Origin of the sequence: Bradyrhizobium sp. HKCCYLRH1030 (genome assembly GCF_051168395.1) — a bacterium.
Classification (GTDB): Bacteria; Pseudomonadota; Alphaproteobacteria; order Rhizobiales; family Xanthobacteraceae; genus Bradyrhizobium.
The window spans coordinates 270,970-294,063 of sequence record NZ_JBNPUY010000011.1 but is presented as its reverse complement, the minus strand read 5'-3'; the positions used below and the strand labels follow the sequence as shown (position 1 = coordinate 294,063).

Annotated in this window: 13 protein-coding genes; 5 read left to right on the top strand and 8 right to left on the bottom strand. The window is 63.4% G+C overall.

Translation table 11 applies throughout. From position 1 onward, the window contains the following. Positions 1-21: 21 nt before the first annotated feature. Entirely contained in the window at positions 22-1,899 is a 1,878-nt protein-coding gene (locus ACQR1E_RS28730) for an AMP-binding protein (protein ID WP_434885787.1), read from the bottom strand. A 255-nt stretch (positions 1,900-2,154) separates the two neighbouring features. Here ACQR1E_RS28730 and ACQR1E_RS28725 point away from each other — a divergent pair, with 255 nt between their 5' ends. After that, positions 2,155-3,099, top strand: coding sequence for an AraC family transcriptional regulator (locus ACQR1E_RS28725; protein ID WP_315718536.1), 945 nt, complete (start codon positions 2,155-2,157; stop codon positions 3,097-3,099). A 304-nt stretch (positions 3,100-3,403) separates the two neighbouring features. On the opposite strand, the gene ACQR1E_RS28720 is transcribed toward ACQR1E_RS28725, so the two are convergent. The 7 genes from ACQR1E_RS28720 to ACQR1E_RS28690 all read right to left on the bottom strand — a co-directional run bounded on the left by ACQR1E_RS28720 (position 3,404) and on the right by ACQR1E_RS28690 (position 19,550). Then, complete coding sequence (locus ACQR1E_RS28720) at positions 3,404-4,339, bottom strand: DUF2493 domain-containing protein (protein ID WP_316170811.1); 936 nt, start codon at positions 4,337-4,339, stop codon at positions 3,404-3,406. Positions 4,340-4,679: 340 nt separating this feature from the next. After that, a complete protein-coding gene (locus tag ACQR1E_RS28715; protein WP_316165470.1) occupies positions 4,680-5,732 on the bottom strand; it encodes a DUF7146 domain-containing protein in 1,053 nt (350 codons plus the stop codon). Continuing rightward, positions 5,732-10,039, bottom strand: a complete 4,308-nt coding sequence (locus tag ACQR1E_RS28710) for a strawberry notch-like NTP hydrolase domain-containing protein (protein ID WP_434885788.1) — start codon at positions 10,037-10,039, stop codon at positions 5,732-5,734. The genes ACQR1E_RS28715 and ACQR1E_RS28710 overlap by 1 nt, the downstream gene beginning before the upstream one ends. A gap of 205 nt (positions 10,040-10,244) precedes the next feature. Further along, on the bottom strand, positions 10,245-12,368 hold the full coding sequence (locus ACQR1E_RS28705; protein WP_316165473.1) for a ParB/RepB/Spo0J family partition protein: 2,124 nt from the start codon (positions 12,366-12,368) through the stop codon (positions 10,245-10,247). A gap of 110 nt (positions 12,369-12,478) precedes the next feature. Beyond that, positions 12,479-13,435 carry an ArdC family protein gene (locus ACQR1E_RS28700; RefSeq protein WP_316165474.1) on the bottom strand — a complete coding sequence of 319 codons (957 nt, stop codon included), beginning with the start codon at positions 13,433-13,435 and terminating at the stop codon, positions 12,479-12,481. A 218-nt stretch (positions 13,436-13,653) separates the two neighbouring features. Further along, positions 13,654-15,813 carry an exonuclease domain-containing protein gene (locus ACQR1E_RS28695; RefSeq protein ID WP_316187180.1) on the bottom strand — a complete coding sequence of 720 codons (2,160 nt, stop codon included), beginning with the start codon at positions 15,811-15,813 and terminating at the stop codon, positions 13,654-13,656. 386 nt (positions 15,814-16,199) lie between these two features. Next, positions 16,200-19,550: an autotransporter outer membrane beta-barrel domain-containing protein gene (locus tag ACQR1E_RS28690; RefSeq protein ID WP_434885789.1), complete on the bottom strand. Its 3,351-nt coding sequence runs from the start codon at positions 19,548-19,550 to the stop codon at positions 16,200-16,202. Positions 19,551-19,741: 191 nt separating this feature from the next. On the opposite strand from ACQR1E_RS28690, the gene tnpA reads away from it, so the two are divergent. From tnpA to ACQR1E_RS28670, 4 genes are read left to right on the top strand one after another with little or no spacing between them, the layout of a single operon-like run. Beyond that, positions 19,742-20,218, top strand: a complete 477-nt coding sequence (gene tnpA, locus ACQR1E_RS28685) for an IS66-like element accessory protein TnpA (RefSeq protein ID WP_410051294.1) — start codon at positions 19,742-19,744, stop codon at positions 20,216-20,218. Further along, positions 20,215-20,568 (top strand): IS66 family insertion sequence element accessory protein TnpB, encoded by a 354-nt coding sequence (gene tnpB / locus ACQR1E_RS28680; RefSeq protein WP_315773810.1) that lies wholly within the window; start codon positions 20,215-20,217, stop codon positions 20,566-20,568. The genes tnpA and tnpB overlap by 4 nt, the downstream gene beginning before the upstream one ends. Before the next feature lie 50 nt (positions 20,569-20,618). Continuing rightward, the gene (gene tnpC, locus ACQR1E_RS28675; RefSeq protein ID WP_316170819.1) at positions 20,619-22,133 is read left to right on the top strand and encodes an IS66 family transposase; all 1,515 of its coding nucleotides are present in this window, start codon (positions 20,619-20,621) and stop codon (positions 22,131-22,133) included. Between the two features lie 41 nt (positions 22,134-22,174). Continuing rightward, entirely contained in the window at positions 22,175-22,798 is a 624-nt protein-coding gene (locus ACQR1E_RS28670; RefSeq protein WP_316192228.1) for a UPF0149 family protein, read from the top strand. The last annotated feature ends 296 nt before the right edge of the window (positions 22,799-23,094 follow it).

The following is a 23,094-nucleotide window of genomic DNA, read 5'->3' as shown; positions in this document are numbered from 1 at the left end:
GTTGCTCTCACCAATTCCCAACTACGCCCGCCCGCGTGGCGGTGTCGCTTCAATACGATAGGTCTGCGGCAACGCCGACAGGCTCTCTGCAAGCCGGCCCAGCGCGACCTTGTCGATCGTTTCGACCGAAATGCAGACGACCGTGTTGAGCTTGTCGTCCTTGTCGACCTGGATGTCTGCCGCGGTTGCAGGACCGAATATCCGATCGACTTCCGTCCTGACCTTCTCCCGAACAGCGAGATCGCGAAGCGTCGGCTTGAAGATCTTGCCCACGGCGGTGACTGGAAGCGCGTCAAGCACTACCACGCGCTTCGGGCGAGCGGGGGGCTCGTGGACATTCTGCTCGAGGTAGTCGCAGAGCCGCGCGAGCTCGATCGTCTGCTGTGGCGACGGCACAACGAAGAGAATCGGTACCTCGCCAGCGTAGGCGTCCGGCATGCCAACGGCGGAGCTCATTTGCACGCCAGGATATGCATTGGCGACATCTTCGATCGCGGCGGGATCGATGTTGTGGCCGCTGCGAACAATGAGGTCCTTCTCCCGACCTGTGAGAACCAGCCGCTCGTCTGCGGTGAGGTAGCCGATATCGCCGGTCACGATCCAATCATCGTCGGTCAGGACGCCGACATTGTGCGTGGGATCGACGTATCCGGGGAATACCTGCGGGCCCTTGGCCAGCACCAGCCCGCTCGTGAGCGGAGGACACTCCTTCCTCAGCTTCGGGTCGCCCAGTGCCACGATCTTCGTTCGCGAGAACGGCGCCCTGAATCCGACGCTGCCCTGAAGAGGCTCACCGCGACCCGGGTTGAACGCGATCGCCGCCGCGGTCTCCGTCATCCCGTAAGTCTCGAACAACCTCACTCCCGTCCTGGCCTGGAAACGGTCACCGACCGCCTTTGGGAGCACCGCACCTCCAGTCAGCGCCATCCGGACCGAGCTGATATCGCAGGACCCGATCGGCACCTCCGCCAAAGCCGCAATGGAGGTCGGCACGCCGCTCACGATCGTCACGCGATGTCGTGCGACAGTGTACCAATAGTCGCGGATGACCTCCGGGACTCGCAGACCGTAGGGTGACGGAATGATCACGTGGCCGCCAGCGGCGAGAATCGACAGACCTGCAGTCATGGTGCCGCCAACATGAAACAGCGGAAACCCGTTCAGCGCGATGTCAAACTCGTCGAGCCCGTGAACCTGGGCGAAGCCCCATGCGGCGTGGATCTGGTTGCCATGTGTCAGGCGGACGAGCTTTGGACGTCCGGTCGTCCCTCCCGTGTGGAAGAGCGCGCACACCGACCGCCGATCATTTGACGGTTCGAAATCGAGCGCATCTCGGTGCCTCGAAGCGGCTTCGTCAAAGACGGCCATTCGGCCGTTCGCGTCGCGGCTCTCGCCTAGAACGAGGATCTTCTGCAAAGATCCGACCCGTGCGGCGACCTTGTTCGCCTTGTGCCAGAGCGCCGGATCGTCGGCTTCCGAAGGGATCACAAGCAACGCTGCATTCTGCGCTTCGAGGAGATCGGCGATCGCGTCCTCGTTCAGCAGATAGTTGATCGAGCTCGCGACGCCCGCGACCTGGGCGCCGAGCAAGGCCGGAAAGACCTGCGGCAGGCTCGGGCAGAGGAATGCAACGGTCGGTCCATCCGGTCTGATGCCGGACGCCCTGAACAAGTTCGCCGCGCGGGATATGTCGGCGAGCAATTGACGGTGAGTGAGGCTGATTTCGCGGGATTCACGAGGTATCAGAACGGTCAGGGCCTTCCGATCCGGATGCAATCGGGCGGTCGCCTCGAACAGGTGATACAGATTTCGCGCAGGTACGAGGGCGTCATATGGCAGCCGCTCCAGCGCCACGATGTCAGCAATGGAGCCGACAGGGCGCGTGAACCTCGTCGTCATCGGTGAAGGCAGGCCTCCCCCCATTGCTGCAGTCCCTGGCACGGCAAATCACGCACGCCCGCATCGGCATCCGCGACTGCTTCCTCCCATTTTTGTTCTCTTAGCTTGCCGCCCCGAGTGACGCTTGCCTCGGAGCGCAAAGCTTTTGCATGGCCGCGCAAAGTTGGCTTGCGTAGAGCCGCTGGGCAACTAGAATTGCGGAACGGTCCTTGTGCGATGCAAAATGCAGCTTGGGCTGCTCGCGATGGATGACCGATGGAGCTCGTGTTCACAACGGAAAGCCTTGAGCCTTCCAAGCGCTACGCTGCCTGGCAAGGCGCCATTTGCGACGTCTATGTCCATGTCGACGTCGAGGCCGAGCAACGGTCCGACTATCAGGGCTTCATCCGGGAAGCACGATTTGGCGTGCTGACGATGACCGACGTATTGCTGTCGGAGCAACGGATATCACGACGGGAGCGGCACATCGCCAGGCTCGACAAGGATTGCTACTACGTCGAATTCGTTCAACAGGGCAAGATCAACGTCCTGCAGGCAGGCCAGACGCTGAATACGAATCCCCACGTCGGTGCAATCTTCTCCGCGGCCGAAGCCTACGATCTGGAGTGCGTAGGGAAGGTTAGATCCCTCTACCTTGAGATTCCGCGCAAAGAATTTTCGTCGCGATTCACCGAGAATCGGATTCCCGTTGCGATGACTATTGCGACCGGACGCGGTCTTGGCCGGATCGCCGCCGAATTCTGTTCGACGTTGGCATCGGAAGCATCGTCAGTCGATGAAGCGGCGAGGTCGCGGCTCGGCGACGAGCTGATGGATGTTCTGGCTCTCGCCCTGGACATGGGCGACAAGGACCAATTTTCCGAGGACGCCACGGCTCAGAAAGCCCGCCTGCGCTCTGTCAAAGCCTGGATCGAGGAGCATCTCACCGACCACGACCTTTCGCTCGAGAAGATCGCACGGAACAACGGGGTCTCGCTCAGACACCTGCACTATCTTTTTCGACTCACGGACATGTCGGTGTCGGAGTGGATTCTCGACCGGCGCCTGCAACGGTCCTACGATATGCTGACACGACTTGAGCAGCGCGTGTTGTCGGTGACTGAGGTCGCCTACCAGCTGGGATTCAGCAGCTCGTCACACTTCAGCACCGTGTTCCGGCGGAAATTCGGGCATAGCCCGTCCGAGCTACGCCGCCGATAGGCCGATGCTCAGTGGCCGAGCGGCTCATGAGGCACTCCGCCGAGCTCCAGCACGTCCGCGCCGCCCACGCGACCATCAAACCTCGATTCACTCGACAGCTCGACCTTCGAGCAATTGTGCCGCCAATCGCAAGGCACATCAAGGCCGGCACAGCGTCGCGGCGGTCAGCGACCACCATGCACTCTGCGCCACCAGGTCCGACGCATTCAAGCAGACATACATGTCGATGCCGAGCGCAGGAGTCGCTTGGGATGTCGCCGCAGCCGCTTGGACGAACGCAAAGGACCTGCACGATTGACGGCGCTCACGCGCCGCCTTGCCCGAAGGTCCAGACGGGAATGCCTAGGCGGCGAGCCTTGTCAGCGAGATTGCCTTGGATCCCGGAGCCCGGGAAGACCATGGCGCCGATCGGCAGCGTCGCCAGCATGGCGTCATTGCGCTTGAAGGGGGCGGCCTTATTGTGTCTTGTCCAATCGGGCTTGAACGCGATCTGCGGCACCTTGCGGTTCGATGCCCATTTGCTAGCGATCAGCTCGGCCCCCTTCGGCGAGCCGCCATGCAGGAGGACCATGTCGGGATGCTTGGCATGGACCTTGTCGAGACGATCCCAGATGAGTGCGACGTCATTGAAGTCCGGTCCGCCGGTCAGCGCGATCTTGGGGCCTGGCGGCAGCATGACCTCCGTCTCAGCCCGATGCTTGGCAGCAAGGAAATCGCGGGAGTCGATCATGGCCGCCGTCAGCGTGCGATGGCTGACCTGCGATCCCGAGCGCGGCCGCCACGGCGATCGCGTATGGAGCTCGAAGGCCTCGGCGGCCAGATCGCGGAACAGCTCCATGGCGTTGCGACGCTCGACCAGTGACAGTCCTTCCGACGTCAGGCGCTCGAGCTCGACCGAGCGCACCTCCGAGCCGTTCTGCTCGCGCTGACTCGAGCGCTGCGCCTGCTCGTTGTCGTCGAGCTCGCGCTCGATGCGCATCGTGGCACGGTGGAACAGGTTGACCGTTGACCACAAGAGCTCCTTCAGCTCAGGCTCGAGGCGCGTCTCCGAGAGCGTCGCGACCAGGGCGTCGAAGATATCGGCGACCGCGCCGGCGATGCCCCTGCCTTCAGGGAGCGGCCGAGGATCAAGCTCATCGTCGAAGGGGCGGTAGCCGTACAGCTGGAGTTCGGTCAGGGCGTTGTCGATGCTCGACTGCGTATCGTGCGGCTCACGCATCTCGTCTTGCTGGTCGGACATGGGGACCTCGTCTATGTTCGGTGACCGCGTCGATCGCGGCCTTCCATGGCGATCTCCAAGACGGCGGGAGGACCGGACCAGAACCCGCTGATCCCTTCGAGCAGCGGGCCGGAGCGACAGCGGAGGATGGCGGTGTGCGCGGCTATTTTGCCTCGCGATGCAAAGGCCCGCCTGCGGGCCGGCGGAAAATGGCCACGCACCGCCATTGCCGGACCGGACCGCCTGCCGTCCGATCGCCTCTCAGAAGGCCCCGGCGCGGCTCTCTGACGCCCTGACGAGATCCTCTTGTCCCGACAATGTGCGGCGAGCGCCGAACGACTCTCCAGCGTCGAGCCGACGTTTAGGTCGCAGCCGCGCTCACGAAGCGCTCGGCATCTTCGGGCAGCAGCTGATGACGCAAGACGTCCAGGAGCTTGGCTGTCCCTAAAACGCGTAGGTCTTCGTTGAAGTCGTCCAGGCGAGGGCATAATGCGATCGCCTCGATACCGGCGTCCAGCGCGCGTGTCGTCAACGTCTCTGCCGCGGCGATACCAGCAGCATCAGCATCGACGGCGACATAGATCCGGCGCAGCGTGGCCGGCCACAGCAGATTCGCCAGATGGTTGGCCGAGAGCGCAGCAGCAACCGGCAAGGTCGGCAGCACCGTCCGCAACGACAGCATGGTCTCGATGCCCTCGCCGGCCGCAAGCACGTCCTTGGCGGTCCCGAAGCGCACGGCATGCCCAAGCAGATCGCCCATCGCCCGCCGCGGCGTGTCGATTGGCGCCTTGCCAAGCCTGCGATCGTCGAAGCCATCGGGATCCAGCCAGGTGCGATGAACCCCGGTGATGCGCCCCTCGAGGTCCGTCACAGCGGCAATCAGCGCGGGCCATGTCTGGACATCGGTGGCATCGTCCGGCCGATAGTAGCAACGTGGATGAAAACGTAGACCATCAGTGCCCGCGCGCGGGTCGATACCGCGATGAGCAAGATAGGCCTCGCCGCGCGTTCCAGACAGCGGCTGCCCCATCGCAAACAGCCGGCGAGCCGCTCTGGCGGAGTCGCGGGGGCGCACGGCATTCACAGCACCGACTGGAGGCTTGCGTTCCCAGTCCGGCAGCTTCAGAAAACGGCGCGCCTCCCCGGCAACCTCGTGAAAGCTGCTCAGGCCACAAACCGAGCCGATGACGTCGAGCAGATCGCCATGCTCCCCGGTCGCAGCATCCGTCCATTTGCCGGCCGGCCCCTTCGACGAGGCGTGCAATCGCACGAACAATGATCGGCCCGGCGTGTTGTTGACATCACCGACCAACCAGTAGCGTCCCTGACGTCTGCCGTTGGACAGATAGTGACGGCACACCGCCTCGGCCTCACGCGCAAGGCGGCGCGCCAGTTCAGACGCGTCGTCTGACATCACGACAGCTCCCGCCCGCGGACCTCAGCAATTGGAAACCGCTCCAGAACGCTGGCTAGGATCGCCGGGCCGCCTGCATCGGTGGGTACGAACATCCGCAGCCTCCACGAGATGATCTCGCTGAACAGCCCGTAGGCCCTGAGACAATCCCGTAAGCCCGCAGGAAAGCCCAAGAGCTCGATCCGGTTGGCGCCCATGACGCGCACCCTCCGCAGCTGCAAGCCCTCATGAAGATCGAGTACATAGCCGTCACGCAGCACGGATGTGAACGCGTCATCGGGAGCGAGCGAAGGTCGCTCGGTCGACGCTGCGGTGACCCAACTGAGTGGCACCTTGCGGCCGATGATGCGCTCGCCCGCATCGGTCTGGAGCCGGTAGACCCGCGCGGACTCCTGAGGGAGGCGCTTCCAGATCGGCAGCAGAAGCCCTGTGACGAGGTAGATCGTGGTGGTCGTGAACTCCGGAATGGATGCGAGCTCCGCACTCCAGCCGGCCTTGAACTGCTCGCGGTCTGTCTCGGCCCAATCATGCTCGGCCAGCCTGGCGAGCGGTAGAGTCTGGCGTCGCATCGGTCCGATCAGATGGACGCGCTGCTCGATCTCGCCATCGTCGAGCAACCAGCTCGGCGCCGGCACCTGGATCGCCGCTCGCCCCGAGCGGACATGGGTCACGGGAACAGCGCGGCGTTGCAGCAGCCGCTCCAAGGCCTCGTTCAGCGGCATCGGCCGGTTGCGGTCACGCTGGGCGATGGTGACGAGATGGGTCTCGGCACCTGTTGCCAGATGGGTGTTGATGGTGCGCCGCTCCATGACGACGAAGCTTTCTGCACGCAGCGTCTCCAGACCGGCATCGAAAGTCCCGGATGCGATCGCGCCCTCGATCCGCGCCGCGAGCAACTGCTCGAACACCGTGAACAGGATGTTCTGCAGCTCGATGGTCAGCGCCAGCAGCCGGTTCAGGAATGTCGTGATCGGCGGCAGCTGGTCGCGAAGGCCGTTCTCGTCCGTGAGCTTCAATCCCGTGGCCTGCTCGAACCGCTGCAGCGAGCAGCTCCCCAATTGCCCACGGGCGAGCAGCCCATAGAACTGACGCAGGGCATCGCGGGCGTGCGGGCCTTCGAGATTGTCCTCCGCCCGGAACAGTCCCTGTCCGCCGGTCTGGCGCTGGCCACGGGTGATCGCGCCCAACGTGTCGAGCCGGCGCGCGATCGTCGACAGGAAGCGCTTCTCGGCTTTCACGTCGGTGGCGATAGGGCGAAAGAGCGGTGGCTGCGCCTGGTTGGTGCGATTGGTCCGGCCAAGCCCCTGGATCGCGGCATCCGCCTTCCAGCCTGGCTCCAGTAGATAATGCACCCGCAGCCGCTTGTTCGTCGCCGAGAGCTCGGCGTGGTAGCTGCGGCCTGTGCCGCCGGCATCCGAGAACACCAGGATGCGCTTCCTATCATCCATGAACGCTGCGGCCTCAGCGAGGTTGGCAGAGGTCGCCCTCGTCTCGACCACCATCCGATCGCGGACGCGGACGATCCGTCTCGACCTGCCCGTGACCTCAGCGACCATGTCCGTGCTGAAGCGCTGAACGATCTGGTCGAGCGCACCCGGCACCGGGGCGAGCGAAGCGAGATGTTCGATCATCTGATCGCGGCGAGCGACCGCTTCGCGGCTCTCGACCGGCCGGCCATCGCGAGTGACCGGACGCGACAACAGATTGCCTTCGCCATCGGTGAACGGCTCGTAGAGCTGGACCGGGAAGGAATGGGCGAGATAATCGAGGACATATTCGCGCGGCGTGATGTCGACCTGGACGTCGCCCCACTCCTCGGTCGGGATCTCGGCCAGCCGGCGCTCCATCAGGGCTTCACCTGTGGAGACGATCTGGACGACCGCGGCGTGGCCAGCATCGAGATCGCGCTTGATCGCCTGAATCAGCGTCGGCGTCTTCATCGAAGTCAGGAGGTGCCCGAAGAAGCGCTGCTTGGCCGACTCAAAGGCCGAGCGCGCGGCCGATTTGGCCTGGGCGTTGAGCGTGCCGGTTGCGCCGGTGATGTTGGTCGCCTGCATCGCGGCCTCGAGATTGTTGTGAATGACCGCGAACGCCTCGGCATAGGCGTCATAGATCCTGACCTGCTCGTCCGTGAGCCGGTGCTCGAGCGGCTCGTATTCGACGCCCTCGAAGGACAGCGAGCGCGCCGCATAAAGCCCGAGGGCCTTGAGATCGCGCGCCATCACCTCCATGGCCGCGACGCCGCCCTGCTCGATCGCCGCCACGAAGTCCGCCCGCGTCGCAAACGGGAAATCCGCGCCGCCCCACAGTCCCAGCCTCTGGGCATAAGCCAGATTGTGAACGGTGGTCGCGCCTGTCGCCGAGACGTAGACGATGCGGGCATTGGGCAGCGCATGCTGCAACCGCAATCCGGCGCGGCCCTGCTGTGAAGCCGCCTGATCGCCCCGATCGCCCTTGTGGCCTGCGGCGTTCTGCATCGCATGGCTCTCGTCGAAGATGATCACGCCATCGAAATTCCGTCCCACCCAGTCGACGATCTGGCGCACGCGGGAAAGCTTCTCGGCCTTCTCGTCGGTCCGCAGCGTGGCGTAGGTCGTGAAAAGGATGGCCTCATCGAGCCGGATCGGCGCCCCCTGGCGGAAGTGCGACAGCGGCGTGACCTGAAGCCGCTCCATGCCGAGCGCTGCCCAGTCGCGCTGCGCGTCCTCGATCAGCTTGTCGGACCTGCTGATCCAGACCGCCCGGCGCCGGCCCTTCAGCCAATTGTCGAGCAGGATGCCGGCGACCTGGCGGCCTTTTCCGGCGCCCGTGCCATCACCGAGGAACCAGCCGCGCCGGAAGCGGACCGCCGTCTCCGTGTCCTCGCCGACCGCACGGACCTGGTCGAAGGTCTCGTCGACCGTCCAAAAGCCGGCGAGGAATCCACCATGCGCTTCGCCGGCAAAGATGAGACTCTCGAGCTGCGCTCCGGACAGCACGCCTTCAGTGACGATCCTGGCCGGAAGATGCGGCCGATAGGACGGCTTTGGCGGTGCGACGGAGGCCATCGCCGCCGACTGCACGAGCTTCGTGGGATGAGGCTGCACGCCCGGAATCCGGATCGACTGCAACTGATACGTCTCATAGAGCGCGTCAGTCAGGCGAGTTCCTTCGTCGGAGACCTCATCCACGATGTCGTAGGCAAGCTCGCAGCCCTCAGGCTCACTGGACGTCGGCAACGGAGAGGAGCATGCGGGATCCAGATCCCGTCTCGAACGAATTTTTGCACGCTGACCCACCTGAGCGACAAACCGGCTGGCCATCGGCGGCCGCGGTGGCACGAGCGCCGTGATCCAGCCGAGCAAGGTCCTGACATCAGGTGCCACCCCGGCAGATTGCGGAAACACACGAGCGTCCGGAGCTGGGCGCTTGTCGATCACGAGCATCCGTGTGGCGGTCGTCGTGCCCTGCCGCGCATAGACAGTGCCATCGATCGCCGCGGAGAACACCAGACGACCGCGCTCCTGCAGATGCACGAAGGCATCCGTCCAGGTCGGATTGTCGGGCGCAAGGCCGGCGGCCGTGATTGCGACCAGTCGCCCACCGTCTCCAAGCCGTGCGAGGGCCGAAGACACATGGCGCAACGCCGTATCGGCCAGCGGACGGTCCACACTCGCGGTCGCCGAGAACGGGGGATTCATCAGAACCACGCTTGGAACGAAGGCCGCATCGAGATGATCATCGATCTGCGCGGCGTCGAAGCGGGTCACGGTCAGACCCGCGAACACCAGATCGAGCAAGGCTGCGCGACTTGCAGCGAGCTCATTGAGCAGAAGCGAGCCGCCAGCAAGCTCCGCAAAGACGGCCAGGATTCCTGTCCCCGCCGATGGCTCGAGCACCCGATCGACCGAAGTCACTTGCGCCGCCGCGGCCGCAGCGAACGCCAATGGCAGCGGGGTCGAGAACTGCTGAAGACTCTGGCTCTCGAGTGAGCGCCTGGTGTGGCTCGGCAGTAGGGCCGCGACCTTTGCGACCATCGGCAGCATGGCCGGGGGAGTGCCTTTGCTGGCCTTGATCATCGCTGGACCGTGCTTGACGAGGAATAGGACAGAGGCGATCTCACAGGCGTCGTAGGCCGTCTTCCAATCCCAGCTTCCATCGGCGTCACTGGCGCCAAATGCGGTCTGCATGGCCAGGCGCAGGCACCTGGCATCGATCCGCTCGCCCCGGGTAAGGCTTGGCAGCAGCAGCTCGGCTGCACGAAGGACGGCCTTGGCGCGCGCAAGCAGCGCGAAGGGCGCAGCCGGACAGTTCGTCTCGGTGATCATGTCGAGGAACCTTCAAGGAGAGCGGAACACGGAAGAGCTCCGCCGAACGCTCTCTCCGGTCCGGCGGACTCAATCGCGCTGCTCCGCCTCTCTCACTCTCGAGCTGCTCGACGCGACAGTGACCTCCATGAAAAAAGCCCGGCCGATCTGACCGGGCTTGCACTTCGGTTTCTTCAGGTTGGGATCGGCCGCGAAGGCAAGCTGATCATTCCGCGGCAACGATCTCCTCCACGTCATCAGCGCCTCCCGTCGCCTCCTCATCCTCACTGAGGAACGCCGGCAGGCTAGCGGAATCGACGCCATCGACCGCCCGCGTTACCTCGGCATCCGCGCCACGCAGCGGCTCGGGCAACCAGCGACTGCCTTCGAGCAACCGCTCGGCTTCGCGCGCCATATCCGGTTTCCTCAGATGCTCGATGAGCTGCGCCGACGCTTCGCCCTTCGCTTCTCGCACGGCCTGCAGGATGCGGTGCTTGGTGACGCGACCGAGATAGTTGGCGGCAGTTGGCTTCCAGCCGGCGCTGATCATGTCGAGCCCGACGGCGCGCGACAGATGGTCGGCCTGTCGGAGGCGCCCGCGGACGCCATGGGCGGACAGGCGGCCTTGATGCACGCGGTTGGCCGGCTCAAAGATCGCGTTCACCGCATGCGCGGCGCAATGGGCGAACAGCTCTGCCTGGGCCGCTCCGTCCATCGTCGTCAACGCTGCCCAGAGGTCCTTGTCGTTGGCCGGCAGCTTCGCCTTCCAGGCCGCATGACGCGCGGCGATCGCCTTTGCCGGAGCGCTGTCCTGCAGGCCCGGCGGCTGCGCCGGGAAGCTCGGGGTGCGCAGCGAGATCTCCAGGCAGTAGAAGACTGACCCGTAGGGATAGAAGGCCGCGAGCACGAAGGTGTGCAGCACCGCCTTGAAGGCGATGGATGGCTCTCGGCCGAGTGCCTCACGAAGGGCGAGCGTGCGATACGCCGAGAGCTCGCTGATCAACCGGTCGGGGAGCGGCCGCTCGACATCCTCCGCGTCGGCGGGCGCTTCCTGCTCGCCGTGACCGATGACGATTGTCGCCGCCGGCACCCCGCCCTCCATATCCGGAATGGCGGTCGCAGTGCCCCTGTCGTGACTAGCTTCGGTCTCCGGCTCATCTTCCGACACCACGGCCTCATCCTCGGGTCGGACGAAACCGCGGGCGACGCGCAGTCGGCCTTCCGAGTCGATGCTGACGAACGCGCCAGCGCGCGCCATCTCGGCTGCATCGAAAATCATCGGCCGCTCGTCAAAGGACTGCAGCGCCGCCTCGATCTCACCGAGACGCTGATCGATATCCTCAGGCAGTTCATCGGCCTGACCGTGTTCGGCCTCGAGCCTGGCCTGCTCAGTCCGCAGCGCTTCCATGGTCGCCCGCTCGTCGGCGGTGAGCTCTGCCGGCTGCCCATGAAGCTCGCGCAAGCCATGAGTATGCCCGAAAGGGAAGTCGACGGCGGCCGCGATCCACTTCCAGCCCTCAAGGCCAATCCGCTCCGCTTCCGCCTTCAGCTTCTCCGCCACGAGCCGGTCCAACAGCGCGACATCGTGGAGCCAGCCGCCATCGTCGGCCTCGAACAGATCCCGCAGCACAGCGCCACCGGCCGTCTCGTAGGCAGCCAGCCCTATGAACTGGACCCTGCGGTCGAACGCCCGAACCGTCTGCTCGGTGAGCTGCCGCCGGATCTGGTAGGGCGTATCGCCGCCGGAACGGCTGACCTTGTCCCAGACCTCCTGTTGGCGTGCATGATCCGACGTCACCGAAAACGCCATCAGCTGCTCCAGGGTCATGCCGTCGGCGGCATACACGTCCTGAAGCGCCGGCGAGACCGCGGCCAGCCGCAGCCGCTGCTTGACGACCGCAACGGTCACGAAGTGCCGCGCCGCGATCTCCTCCTCTCCCATGCCGCCGTCACGCAGGGCCTGGAACGCCTGAAATTGATCCAGGGGATGCAGGCCGACACGCTGGTCGTTCTCGGCGAGCGAGTCGTCCAGGGCCGAACCGGAATCGCGCACCACGCAAGGCACAGCTTGCGTTTTCGCCATTCGCTTCTGCTTCACCAGGAGCTCCAGCGCCCGGTAGCGCCTGCCGCCCGCGGGCACTTCGAACATCCCGGTCTCCCTGCCCTCGGCATCGAGGACAGCCCGAACGTTCAGGCTTTGCAGCAGCGTCCGCTCGGCGATGCTCTCGGCCAGTTGCTCGATCGAAACGCCGCCCTTGATCCGGCGCACGTTGGACTGGCTGAGCACGAGCTTGTTGAAAGGAATGTCGCGCGATGGCGACAGCGTGATCTTGTGAGCGGCCTTGGTCATGTCTTCGTTCTCCACGACGGGCGGCCCGGAGCCTCTCTCTCAGGCCTTCAACCCGTCGCAGAGCACCTCTCGCCCTCTCCCTCTCCTCTGTTCTCCCAAGCGTGCAGGGTTCACGCGGGTACGCGATCCGGAGCGCTCGGCTGAGCGAGGCCAGCAGCACTCGGTGCAAAGCCGAGGAGATAGTCGGCCACGCGGCTCGCCTGGCTTGCCGCCCGGACAATGGCGCGACTATCCTCGCGCAGGACGTCGAGCCAGAAGCCGAGATAGTCGGCATGGCGCACGGTCGGCACGATGCCGAGCGCGGCGCAGCTGAAGGCGGCTGCGATCTCGGCGATCAGCTCCTCGAAGGCGTATTTGCGGCTGCCGAACCGACCCGAGAGATCCCGATTCAGCCGCGAGGCATGACCGCTCGCATGGGCGAGCTCATGCAAAGCGGTGCGGTACCAGTTGATCGGCTCGAAGAACGCCGCTGGCAGTGGCACCTGCACGAAATCTTCGCCTGGCGCATAGAACGCACGATCACCCCCGATCCGGAAGTCGACGCCGCTGTTGACAATCAGGGTCTCGACCACAGGCTCCATGACACCCGGCGGCGGAAGCGGTGCCACGGTTGCGATATCATCTGGCAGACCATCGCATTGGTCGGTGTTGAATACAGTAAACCGCTTCAGGAACGGAATGGCTTGCGCCTCCTCGCCGACCTCGCGGGCACGCTGCCGTTCATCCGATGGCACAAAGCGGTCGGCGTAGACGACAGAGACGCCGCGCTCGCCCTTGCGGACATGACCGCCAAGCGAGAGAGCTTGCCGGAAGGTCAACCAGCTCTGGCCCGTCAACCCGCGCTCGATGACTGCCCCCCAGAGGATGAGAACGTTGATCCCCGAGTACGGCCGACCCGTAGCCCCATTCCGTGGCAAGGCCAGCTGAGCCTTCGCCGCTTGCGTCCCCCATGGCCGGACCCAGGGCACCCGGCCAGCCTCCAGCTCACCGATGATCTTGCTCGTGATCTCTTCATAGAGGCTCGCCCGGCTCTCGCCGGCGCGCGCACCAAGTCTCCGTCCCTGCATCGCGGATCTCCGCGACGGGCGCGGCGGAACCCTCTCGCCACTTCCAACCCGTCACGGCCAACCCGGCTGCACTCTTGCTCTCAACGAGCTTCACGCCCATCCAGGGCGGACGGCTCATGAATTCCCTCCGGAGCTTCCGGGAGGACATCGCCGTTTGACGTCCACCGGGATGATGAGCTGTAGGCGTGTATTGCCTCTCTGGGGACAGCGCCGCATCTTTAAGCGGCCTGTTCCTCCGCCAGCGGGCCCTCACTTTCGCGCTTCCTGTTGATCAGATTGAGCAGCTGGCCGGCAGCCTTCGCATCGCAGAGTGCGCGATGATGGCTCTCGAGTTCGATGTCGTAGATCTGGCACAGATTTCCGAGCCCGTAGGACTTATGGCCGGGATATCGCCGTCGCATTCCGGCGCAGGTGCAAAGCTTTGGAAAGCGGAACTTTCGATCGAGACGGCTGAACTCGTAAGCGATAAAGCCATAGTCGAAATTGACGTTGTGCGCGACGAAGACGCCGTCACCCATGAATTCGAGAAAGCTGTCTGCAACAGATGCGAAAACCGGAGCATCGCGAACCATCTCGTTTGTGATGCCCGTGAGCCGGGTGATATTTGCAGGAATGGGACGCTGAGGATTGAGCAGTGAGTGCCACTCATCGACAACCTGATGATTGCGGATCTTGACCGCGCCAATCTCGGTTATGCGGTCGCCAGAGGCCCAGCTCCCGGTCGTCTCGATATCGACAACAATGTAATCCTGCCCGGGGTCGAAGCAAAACTCGACCCTGCAGATCTCGGCCTGGAGCCCGGCTGATTGCAGTTGCCGCAGGCGGGTGAGCTGATTGCGGCGGATGACGTCACCCTCTGCCTTGATCTCCACGAATGAGACCGCGCCATCGCGAAGCAGCATCAGATCAGGGAATCCGTCGCGCATAGCGCGGAAATCCTCGCACATCGCGTGCAAGATCGCGGCAACCCCGTGAGGGCTGGCGTGATCGAGAAGCGTACGGACAGCCTCGATCTGAAAGCGATCCCAGTTGAAGATGCCATTGGGCCGCCCCCAGCGCGCAGCGAGCGCACGCAGGATCAGCGGAAGGGCATCACCCGATCGGACGGCGGCAAGCTTCACGTCCACCTGGGCCTTGAACAATCGGATGAACGTGCGATCTTTGAGACATTGAGGGACCCAGTCGAAGCCGCTGTGCAATTGACCGGATTCGAACAGCTCGTCCCAGAACAGAAGGCCGAACAGGGTGTGCCACAATGCGTTCTCGGCAAAGTATACCTGACTGCCCTGACGGCGCATGACCCCAGCGACACCGGCCTCCGGGTTGCCCCGATGTGTGTCGTCGACCGCGACGACGCGCCCCGAGCGCAGGAGTTCGGTGCAAAGCCCCGTTCGCTGACCGCCAAACTTGCGCGCATAGAAGTCGACCGCAAAAACGTGCTCTTCGTCGCTCGCCGGATCATCAATGATCCGGCGCAGAAGCGCTTCAGATTCGCTTTTCGCGCCCAGACTGTAGTGAAGGCGCACGAGGCGCTCGCGGCATTCGGGGGACGAACCGGCACGATAAAGTTGAAGCGCGAGCGCAGTATCGGCGCCCTTCTCGAAGAACTGGCCAAGCTTGAAGGCCGCGCGGCTTCTCAGATCCTGAGCGTAATCTGTCGGACCTGGCGGTCCGCCGAGCAGGTCGACCACTCCCTGGCGATAGATCGCCTCGGCTTCGGTTTCGAGTTGGTCGAGCAGGCTACTATAGTGAAAGCAGGCGTGGGCTTCATCGCCATCCGCAAAGCGTGCACTGAACGAGGTCGCACTGTTGGTGCGCATGATGCCGAGATCGCGTAGCGCGAAGGTCTTGAGATCCCGCTCCGTCTTGCCAAAATAGAGATAGAGCAGAAATTCGATCGGCCTCGTGTTGTGAAGCGCGATGAAGTTTTTCCCGCCACAATGCTGAGCAGCGACCTCAAAAGGAACATTGGCGAGAAAGTATTCGATGAGCTTGGACTTCGACCAGGATTTACGAATATCGGATCTTCCGGATGCATGCGCCGCCGTCACAAGGGTGTCTTTGGGCAAGCATGTTACGAAAGCGGCGTAATCGTCGACCTGCAGAACACGAGCATGGGCGCTGGCAAGCAGATGCCGAGCCGCGGCTTCAACATCTGCAATCTCTGGATATTTGAAGAGCGTGCGATTGAAGATCGCTCCCCGCCGATTGACCATGCGGACAAGAAGGCATTGTGCATCCCTGGGAAGACCGTCAAATTGCTCGATGAAGACATGGTGCTCCGGGGTCAGGACAGCACCGTAAGTCTTCTTCACGAAGCCGAGCATCTCCGTGAAATGATCGAGATAGTAATAGACAGGAAGAACTTGCGGCTTCATCCGGGGCGCTCTTTTCATGCCTTCTGTTGCGCAGCGTAGCGCGGTTCAGCCCTTCAAGCCTTCTGAGGTGAGGGTGGGCATTGGGCTCTCTTGACGGTGCGGCCACCCCGTTCTATTTTTGTTCTTTCATGCCCCGATTTGTCAAGTGAGTGCCGCTTGAGCCCTCGCCGTCATCGTGCGAATGCGCGCCCCTCCTGATCGACGGACCCATCGAGGAATCTGCGTCGGAATGACTAAATGGCGCGCCCGATTTTCATCTCGAGGCGAGCCAAGCACGACCCCTATTCGAAGGATCGTGAGCTTCCGCAGAGATATGACTCTGTCCCACTCGTTCCCGATGATCCCGCCGCTCGTGATGATTCTCATCGATTCTTGCGAAATCGCGGTCACCAGACATAGCGCATGGAGGCTCTACCGGAATAGGAACGTGTGGTGCTCGAGAACTCTCCATCGAGGGTGGCAGCCGCGGTCCAGCCATTGCTCCAATGTCGTTCGAGACCCAGAGTGGTCAACGCAGCGTCCGGCGCCGGCTGCGCGCCGCTGACGGTAAAGCTTGCCCCCGGCAGCGATTGGAAAGTTGCAGCGACGCTGCGATCCGGGTTGAAGTCATGAGCCCACGCGATACGGCCTCGCCAGTTGAGCACGCCATCCTTGTCCCCCAAGGACAAGCCGGTCCGAAGTCCTATTTCGGTCCGATAATCTGTCACCCGCTTGGCGGAATAGCTCAGGGCGAATACCGAGGCGCCAGCGACCGACTGCTCGGCGTATTGGGGCAGATCAAGATGGGCGGCCTGGCCTGCTGCATAGGGCGTCAGACTGAAATTGCGGATCAAGGGCACCGACAGACGATAGCCGGCTTCAACGCGTCCGGAATAGGCGTTCGCTTTGAACGACGCCTTCAACCGATCGACACCGGCTATGGTGCGATCTGTCGTTACATCCTGCCAACCGTAAGCCAGGGCGGCGCTCAGATAGGCCGGCCCTTGGACGTGTCGAACATAGGCGCCAGCCTGAAACAGATCAGATCTCCCTGTTCCGAGGGCGTTGACACTAAGACCTGTGCCGCCACCCGCGAGAGCGAATCCCGCGACCGTGGCCGGCGTCAACAAATAGTCTGCCCCGACCGCAGTGCCGTAGATGCGGCTGGTGGAGCGAGCTGATCCGGCCCCAGCGCTTCCATCCGTCGACTGCGACCCGCCAAATCCGTCAACCCAAACACTCCAGCGCGGCTCGAGCGATTCTGGTTGCCTGCTCATCGACGCAAACGCGTTCCCCGCCGGCCGGCTCGGTGTCCTGCCAGCCTCGGCATAGGCCAGCGGGGCAACTTCGCCAACGCCGTCGCGCCCGGCCTGACCGTGATCCCCGAGCAGGCTGACAAACTGCCCCATCGCATTGAACGTGGCCTGCTGCGGAGCTGACGCGAGCTCTCCCGATACTTGGGTCAGTCCCGAAGGCGAAAGTGTGCCAAACACGAGCGGAATACTGCCCGTCGTATCGAAGAACCGCGTCAGTGCGTTGGCAACATTCCGCTGGTTCGCGGACAGGCCGCCACCGTAGTTCGGCGCGCTTGCCGGAACGAAATCAAGCGATAGGTCGAGATAAGCAGCATTTGCGTCATAGCTGAGGGCGGATTTGAAACCAGCCGGGAGATTGGTATTCGCCAAGGAGGCAAACGTCCCGCTGACGCCGCCACCGGCGGTCAAGATCGTATAGCGCTTGGCGACGTAGCTGCCCGCAGCAAAGATTGCCTCGACCGTTGCCCCGCCCGCCGTCAGCGTGCCGCTGATACTGGCGAAACTCGAGGCTGTCGGATTGAGCTGAATGAGATAGATCGCGCCAGATTGAAATGCGAGATTCCCCACGATCGCCATCGAACTCCCGGCTGTACCGTTTCCGGGCGCGAGGACGGTGCCACTATTGATGCTGACCGTCAGGGGATCAATTGTCCCGGTGCCGGTTATCATCCCGGAATTCAGGTTGACTGCCGACGTCCCAGTGAGCGCTCCGTCCACCTGGAAAACGCCGCCGTTGATATTCGTTGCTCCGGTGTAGCTGGCCGTCCCCGCGAGGACGAACGTACCCGAGCCCGTTTTCGTGAGACCGCCGGCACCGCTGAGATCGAGGTTTGCAGTGCCGGATTGAACGACAAAGTCTGTATTGGATGCGATCACACCATTTCTGACCAACCCACCCGTCAGAAAGAAACCTCCATTTTGCGTCTGAGTGGTCCCGCCAAGGTCGAGGATTCCGCCTGCGACCGTCGTTGATCCGCTAGCCGCACCGAGCGTACCGCTGCCCGAAAGCCGCAAGGTCCCCGCGTTGACAACCGTTCCCCCGGTGTAGGCGTTGGCAGCAGCCAGCACCATCGTTCCGACGCCGTCGAACACCACCGTTCCAGCAGAACCTCCATCCGAGATCGTCCCCTGGATGGTCTGCGTCGTGCCTGCCGGCGCCGCAAAATGTCCACTCCCCGTGAGCTGAATCGCATTGCCGATTGCAAAGTCGGCCGTGTTCGCGAAAGAGAGGCTCGTTCCGTTCGCCATATTGAGCGTGCCGCTGCCCAAGGCGTTATTGTTGGCAATGACCAAAGAGCCGGCGTTCAGCTGGGTCCCTCCTGAATAGGTGTTGTTGCCGGACAAGATCAGCGCGCCACCTCCAACCTTCGTCAGACTGCCACCGGCCCCCGATATGACACCCGAAACCTCGGTGTCCGTATTCGACAGTCCGGTCGCCAAGGTTTTCGAGCCGAGAATAAAGTTGCCGGCGCCAGCAATTGATCCAACGCTTATCCCGCTGGATGTCAGCCCAGAAATGTCGACAGAGCCGCCGAGATTGGTCACGAGCTGAGCGGTGCCGCCGCTACTGGTGTCGGTAAAGCGCGTGACTCCGAAGGCGCCCGTGGTGATGACCGCGTCACCCGCCGTCGCCGAATTGGCAAACTGGAGCGTACCTAGATTGCCAGAGATTCCTGACACCATGAAGCTCGGGCGATTGCCGGACTGATCGTCAATCCCTGCCCCGCTGATCACCAGCGACGCGGCGCCGCCGGAATTGCCCGTCACGTTGAATGTATAGGCCGGTGCGCCGCTCAGAAAGCTCAAACCAGCCACCTGCGTTGCCTGCCTGACGTCGATTGCGGTGACAGTCGAGGCGCCGAACCGGGCGGTGTCTGTCGCAAGGGGGACCGATCCGACAGTCCAATTCGCTGCCGTGTTCCAATCGGAATTGATGGGTGTGGCAAGCCATCCGGGCGCGACGGAAACCACCGTCCGCGTCGCCGTAGCCACATCGTTCCAGTTGAACGTTGCCGTGGGATTGGTGCTCAGCCACATCTGAATCTGTTGCTGACTGGGCGTAGACCAATTCACCCAGATCCGCTCGAAATTCAGCTGCAGCAAGACATCGTAGGTGCCAAACCCGGGAACAACGTCCGGGACGGAGAAAATCACGCGACACTCCGCCGGCGTACAGTTCGTCCCAGACAAGCTCCCCAACGTGTAGTGAGCGGTCCCCAGCACGCCTCCTGCATCGATCGTGATATTCGCCCCGACCACATTGAACGTGGACGGCGAGCCAGCTGATACCGGAATGACGAAATTGGCCGGGTTGATCAGAAACTGCCCGCCGCCGCGCGAGGACGTAAAATCGAACTGCCAAAGATCGGTCGCCAAAGCTGGAAACGCTGGGCAGCAACCCAACGCGACCGCGATCGTTACGCGAGACAACACCTGACGCATGAACCACCCCCAGATACCAAATTATCTGAGGTTACCATTCGTGTCATCATGTTACCGGAGGTTTCCAACAATCCACCTGCTCTGCCGGCCCGGCCAGCCGACGAGCCGTAACCGGCATGAGTCCCCCACCTGGGCATCGCGCGACTGAGCTGCGATAGATCCTGGCATGAACTGCTTTTTGGAGGTGGACTATGTCAGAAGCCATGCATGAAGCCATGCTTGATGCCAGGCAGGAAGGCGGCTGCTATCGTCGCATCGAGGTGATCACGGGGCATCGTCGGCGACGGCAGTGGACGGCTGAGGAGAAGGCTCGGATCGTGGCGGAGAGCTTCGAGGAAGGGGCCAATATCTCCGAGGTCGCTCGGCGCCATGGCGTTGTCCGTGGGCTGCTCACGGTTTGGCGGCACAAGTTTGCGACGGCAGCGGTCCCTCAGGCACAAGGCTTCGTGCCGGTCCGGATCACTTCCGAGAGCGGTCAGGCGACGGCAGACGAGCCGGACCGGCTGGCTTCTACGCATAAGGAGGTGCCGCTGCAGATGGCACTGCCCCCAGGCAAGCCTGGCGGGGTGATCGAGATCGAGGTGAGAGGGGCACGCATCCGGGTTGAGCCGGGAGTGGAGCTGGCGACGCTTTCCACGGTGCTATCGGCGCTTCGGGGCATCCGTTGATTGCCTTACGGCCCGACCTCAAGGTGGTGCTGGCGGCACAGCCAGTCGACTTTCGTAAGTCGGTGCACACGCTGTCGGCGTTGGTGAGCGAAGCACTGCGCGCGAACCCATATTGCGGCGACGTCTTCGTGTTCCGCAGCAAGCGCGCGGACAGAGTGAAGCTTCTGGCATGGGATGGCAGCGGTATGGTTCTGGTGACGAAGTGGTTGCACCAGGGACACTTCACTTGGCCGCCAATCCGCGACGGAGTGGTGCATCTGAGCGCCACACAACTCGCGATGCTACTCGACGGGCTCGAGTGGACGCGTGTTTCACCCAAGCCTGTGAAGCAGCCGGCCGTTGTCGGCTGAGAGGCAACGATTTTGCTGGAGCCTGTGATGCGTGGATATATCGTTCGATCATGGCGATTCGCCCCGAAGCTCTCCCGACCGACGCAGCGGCTCTGACCGAGATGGCGCTCGCGCTCGACGCCCAGAACGAGAAGCTGCGTGTGGCGATGCAGACGCTCAAGGAGATGATCTTCGGCAAGCGCTCGGAGCGGCTGGCGGCGATCGTGGCCGAGCAGCTCGCGCTCGAACTGGACGATCTCGCGACCGGCGTCACACCACCTGCGCCAGCCAACGACGATGTGCCTGCGACGAAGCCGGCTGGGAAGCCGTGCAAGAAGGCAAGGCGCAACATCGGCGCGCTGCCCAAGCATCTGCCGCGCTGCGAGCAGGTGCTCGAGCCGGACACGACAGCGTGTCCGTGCTGCCAGGACGTTCTGCACCGGATCGGCGAGGACGTGAGCGAGGTGCTGGACGTAATTCCGGCGATCCTGCGCGTGCTACGCACGATCCGTCTCAAATATGGCTGCCGCGGCTGCACTGACGGAGTGGTCCAGGCGAAGGTGCTGCCGCGTCTGATCGAGGGCGGCATGGCCTCGACGGCGCTGGTGACCCACGTGGTGGTGTCGAAGTTTGCCTGGTATCTGCCGCTGTACCGGCAGGTGCAGATCCTGGCCGGTCAGGGCATTCATCTCGACCGCGCAACGCTTGCCGGCTGGGTGAAGCGTGCGGCATGGTGGCTCAAGAGCCTTTACGAGCTTCAGCTGCGGACGATCCAGGCTTCGCCGCGGCTGTTCTGCGACGAGACGCCGATGCCGGTGCTCGATCCCGGACGACATCGCACCCGTATCTGCCAGTTCTGGGCGCATGCGATGGATGATCGCCCATGGGGCGGCCCATCGCCGCCGGCGGTCGCCTATGTGTTTGCCGATGGCCGCGGCACCAAGGAGATCGCCGGGCAGCTGACCAGCTTCCCGGGCATTCTGCAGGTGGATGGCTATGCCGCCTACAAAGCGCTCGCCCGCGGTCATGGCGGTGCGATCCAACTGGCTTTTTGTCTCGCCCATGCCCGACGCAAATTCGTCGAGGTGTACAAGACGATGCAGTCGCCGTTCGCTCGCGAAGTGATCGAGCGCCTGCAGGCAGTCTACGCCATCGAGGCCGAGATCCGCGGCAGCGGCGCCGAACAGCGGCTTGCGGCCCGCCGCACCAGGACCGCACCATTGATGGAGGCGCTCAGGACACGGCTGACGGCAATGGTCGGCCAGCTGTTCTCCCAGTCGAAGCTGGTGGAGGCCATCAATTATGTGCTCAATCACTGGGACGGGCTGACGCTGTTTCTCCGCGACGGCCGCGTCGAGGTCGATACCAATACGGTCGAGCGTTCCATGCGCCCGACTGCAATGGGCCGCCGCAACTCATTGTTCAGCGGCAGCGAAGGCGGCGCCGAGAGCTGGGCGATCCTGGCCTCGCTCGTCAACACGGCAAAGCTCCACGAACTCGATCCGCAGGCCTATCTGGCCGACGTGCTGGAGCGCATCGTTTCCGGGCGGACTAAAAGCCACCAGTTGCACGAACTGCTGGCCTGAAACTGGAAGGCTGCCCACGCACGCACCGCGCAGGTGGCCGCATGAGCCGGCGTCGCCATTCGGCTTCGTCCTCGACCACGGCCGCCACTATGTCGCTCGCGGAACTCGATCGATGGCTGCAGGACCGCGCCGAGCGGCGTCCTGTCGTCATCAGCCTGCCGATGCTGGACGGCTACGTTGCCGCGATCGTGGCCGGGCCGGTGTCGATCAGTCCGCTCGATTGGATCTGTCCACTACTTGCCATCGACGCCGACGCCTTCAACCACGGCGGCACGGCGGAGTTCGCGGCGATCTCCGCCGTCGTGCAGCGCCACAACGCCATCAGCAATACCCTCTCGACCAACCCGAAGCAGTTCGAGCCGATCCATCCGCGCAAGCCGAACGGCGACGTCGATGCGCGTCCCTGGTGCCGGGGATTCCACGCCGCCATGCAGCCGCGACTACCGGCTTGGGCACCACTGCTCGACACCCGCAACATCAACCACGGCCTGCTGCTACCCATCCTGCTGCACTGTGTTGACGATCAGGGCCGTCCGCTGCTCGGACCGGCAAGGAAAGGCCGGGAGACCAAGGAATTTCTGCGCAACGCCCATACCGATATCCCGGCGGTTGTCGAAGCCATGCGCCAGTACTGGATGCCGACCCGCTACGCCCGTACTGGCTGATTGCTGCCTACGTGGACGCTCATGCCGGTTACTTACATTCCGCATGTCTCGAGGTGAATATCCGGGCAATTTCCGGGCCGCGGGACAGTCAGGATTCGCGGGCAGACCCGGCGTCGATCAATCGCCCAGTTTCATCCTCCCATGACTGCGATGGGATGGATCAAGGCCGCTGTGTTGCGCTCCCTGGCAAGTACCTCGAGCCGCAGTATGAGGGAGACCAATGCACTGGTCGACGGGCCATTGAACATGGCATGTGCGGATTTGCGATACGTTCCGCCTTACTTATTCTGTCGAAC